Origin of the sequence: Gordonia otitidis NBRC 100426 (assembly GCF_000248075.1) — a bacterium.
In the GTDB taxonomy this organism is placed as follows: Bacteria; Actinomycetota; Actinomycetes; order Mycobacteriales; family Mycobacteriaceae; genus Gordonia; species Gordonia otitidis.
The window spans coordinates 1-3,411 of sequence record NZ_BAFB01000040.1; the positions used below are offsets into that span (position 1 = coordinate 1).

A 3,411-nucleotide genomic window follows, 5' to 3' on the forward strand; every position below is an offset into this window, starting at 1 on the left:
GTACGCGGTTGGGAGATGTACGACTTCCGCACCGCACGCAAGGCCGCGAAGTACGGGGCGTCGACGGCGCTCGTCGTCGGGGCCGCAGGCGCCGCGGGCGCAGGGGCGCTGAAGCTGCTGCGCAACAAGGGCTGAGCAGTCGCGCAGTACCGATGAGATGAGCCGACCCGCGACGTACGTGGCGTGAAGCGGTCGCGCCTCAGAGTGAGGCGACGGAACTCGACGGATCGATGAGCACCTTCGCGTGGTGCTCGGCACCGCCGAGGACGTCGAAAACCCCTGCGACAGCGTCGAACCCGACTACTCCGGTGACCAGCGGCGTGACGTCGACCCTGCCGTCGGCGATGAGGTGCAGGGCGGTGCGGAACTCCGCCGGGTCGTAGTAGATCACGAACCGGAGGTCGACTTCTTTGTTGATCGCCATGGCCGGACGGAACCGGTCGAGTTCCATACAGACGCCGACCACGACGATGCGTGACCGCAGCGGAACCCCCGACACGATGTTCTCGATCATCCCCGGTACGCCGACGCACTCGAACACCACCGGCCCCTTCGGCGTTGCACCGATCTTGTCGCCGAGTGCGATGACCCGCCACCACGGCAGGCCCGGTACCCGGCGCAGGATGCGCATCGCCGTGAACGCGGTGTCGAGCAGTTGGCCGGTGCGCGTGAGGTACTTGCCCTTCTTCGCGGCGATGTCCCAAGGGGATTCGACCTTCGGGTCGACGACTATGTCGGCGCCGCAACGCCGGGCGAGGTCTCGACGACCGGCTGACAGATCGGAGGCGATGACCGTCTTCACACCCTTGGCCTTGAGGACCAGGATCACCGACAGTCCGATAGGGCCACACCCGACGACAACGGCGACGTCGCGTTTGCTCACGTCTCCACGGTTGACCGCGTGCACCGCCACCGACAGCGGCTCGGTCAGTGCGGCATGGTCGATCGGCACACCGTCGGGCACCGGCATCGTCATGTCCTCGGACACCACGACGTACTCGGCGTACGAACCCGGCGCGTCGGCGCTGAGACCCACCAGGTGCTCGGTGTCGCCGTGCTTGATGATCGGCAGCGCAGCGACCAGCGTGCCCGGCGCCCACTTCTTGCGACATTTCGGACCGTAGGACGCGACCTCGCCGATGAACTCGTGCCCCATCACGACGTGATCGGTGGAGCGCATGAAGCGGTCGTAGCCGACCTCTGCGGTGACGTCGGCGGTGTCGTCGCTGTGGGTACGCGCATGCAGGTCAGAGCCGCAGATACCGGTGCGCACCACCTTCAGCAGTACCTGGCCCGGCCCGGGTTTCGGCGTCTCGATCTCCTCGACGCTCAGCTCGCCCTCGTGACACACGACTGCACGCATCGGCTTCCTCTCCTCCGGCGGCGTTTCATAGCAACGTTCGTTGCCACGTTCTACCGGACACTGTGCCAGATGCGTGTGACCAGCATCTCGCCGGGCGAGGATTCCCGAGATCTCGACGTGACGAGCGCGCCGAGGACCGCCCCGGGCCCCGGAAGCGAGTCAGCCGAAGTAGACGCTGCCGCGGCGGCTCAGCATGCGGAACAGCGTCTGCTGGATCTCCTCGCGCACGTGGTCGGTGAGATCGAAGACGACCATCGGATCGTCGGCCGACGACTCGTCGTACCCGCCGGTTTCGATCGGACGCCCGAAGTGGATGTGCCACTTCGACGGCAACGGAACCAGACCGAGCGGTCCGAGCAGCGGGAACGTCGGCGTGACGGGCAGATAGGGCAACCCGAGGATGCGGGCGATCGGTTTGAGGTCGGCGAGCATCGGGTAGATCTCCTCCGACCCGACGATGGACACCGGGACGATGGGCGTCGCGTTGCGCAGTGCGGTGGTGACGAAACCACCGCGACCGAACCGCGCCAACTTGTACCGGTCCTTGTAGAGCTTGCCGATCCCCTTGTAACCCTCTGGCCACACCGCGGTCAGTTCACCCTGCCGCAGCAGGCGGTCGGCGTCGTTGGTGCATGCCAGCGTCGCACCGATCCGACGAGCGACCTCACTGACGCCCGGGGTGTCAAAAGCCATGTCGGCGGCCAGGATTCGCAGATACCGACCGGTGGGGTGGTTGTCGTGGACGGCCAGACTCGTCATCAGCGCGTCGACCGGGAGCGCACCGGCGTGATTGGCGACGAGCAGCGCACCCCCGGTGACGGGTAGGTTCTCGATGCCGGTCACCTCGACGCGGAACCACTTCTCGTACACCTGACGTATCGCAGGAAACCAGACGGAATCGGTGAAATGCGGGTCGAAACCGAAGTCGTCGACCTCGTAGTCTCCCGTCATCCGCTCACGGATGAAACCCGCTGTGGCGGTGAGTGAATCAGCCACAGCTCCGCGGATACCGCCGAGACTGAACAGTGGGCTGCGCGCGGGCCCGCGCTGCTCGACACCGAGCGCTGCGGTCTCGAGGGCCACGTCGTCGTTGATGGGCGTGACCGCCGCAGGCGTCGTGCCGAAGCCGTCGGTGTTGGGGTGGCCGACATTCGACGGCGCTGTCGCCTGCTGACTGGGGTGACGATGCCGCCCCTGATCGGCAGATGCGCCCGGGTGTCCGCGACGAGAGGCCTCGATGGCTGCCCCCGACCCCGCGTACAGCTGAATCACCTTGGCCGTGCGTGCATCACCGGACGACGTCACGTGATTCGACAAATTGTTCCACCCCCAACGGGTTCGACGCAGAAGAACGGGGAGGGCGCGCCTGGTTTCGCTGCGTCAACCAACCAGGTCTGACGTCCGAGTTTACGGGTTCGCCTCGCATAGTGCACGTTGCACCCCGGTATTTGCATTCTCATTGATTCGATCAAATCGAGCATTCAAATTGATCGCTAGAACGGACACTCTGTGCGATTTATCTGAGGATTTTTTCAGGCGAGCCGATGGGCTGCCGAGACAACCTGCCGTTCGGCTTTTCGCCAGGTGTCCGGTGCGATCACAGGGGTCACACCACTGCGCTCGACGAAGTCGTCGAGCGTCTCGAGCGTCGAATACCGTGGAGCGAAGCCGAGTTCTGTGCGCATCCTCGTGGTGTCGAGAACCCTTCCGTACGTGAGGAATTCGGTCTGCGATGACCGCAGGCGGGCCGACCGGAGGTTCTGCATCACCCCGGTGATCGGAGCGAGCAGTCCGCCCAACACGGGCAACTCGACGTGCCCGACGCGTCGAATCGCCTGGGTCAACGTGACCACTCCGTCACCTGCGATGTTGAAAGTTCCCGGCTTCCCACGCAACGTCACATGCTCCATTGCCGCGAGCGCGTCCTCTTCGTGCAGAAATTGCAATCTCGGCTGGTAGCCGATGACCGTGGGGACCACCGGGAGCGAAAGATAGGAACTCATCCTGGTGTTGATTCGCGGACCGAGCAACGCCTGCAGTCGCATGAT

Annotated in this window: 3 protein-coding genes and 1 pseudogene; 1 reads left to right on the forward strand and 3 read right to left on the reverse strand. The window is 64.9% G+C overall.

Annotation, left to right across the window (positions count from 1 at the left end; all coding sequences use genetic code 11):
- Window positions 1-135, forward strand: a pseudogene (locus tag GOOTI_RS26630) (HAD family hydrolase); the annotation flags it as partial.
- Window positions 136-199: 64 nt separating this feature from the next.
- Here GOOTI_RS26630 and GOOTI_RS04285 read toward each other — a convergent pair.
- The 3 genes from GOOTI_RS04285 to GOOTI_RS04295 form a co-directional block, all read right to left on the reverse strand.
- Window positions 200-1,363 carry a zinc-binding dehydrogenase gene (locus GOOTI_RS04285; protein WP_007237345.1) on the reverse strand — a complete coding sequence of 388 codons (1,164 nt, stop codon included), beginning with the start codon at window positions 1,361-1,363 and terminating at the stop codon, window positions 200-202.
- Window positions 1,364-1,522: 159 nt separating this feature from the next.
- Window positions 1,523-2,680, reverse strand: a complete 1,158-nt coding sequence (locus GOOTI_RS04290) for a lysophospholipid acyltransferase family protein (RefSeq protein ID WP_007237346.1) — start codon at window positions 2,678-2,680, stop codon at window positions 1,523-1,525.
- 215 nt (window positions 2,681-2,895) lie between these two features.
- The coding region (locus tag GOOTI_RS04295; protein WP_007237347.1) for a Rossmann-fold NAD(P)-binding domain-containing protein at window positions 2,896-3,411 on the reverse strand (516 nt) is incomplete at its 5' end.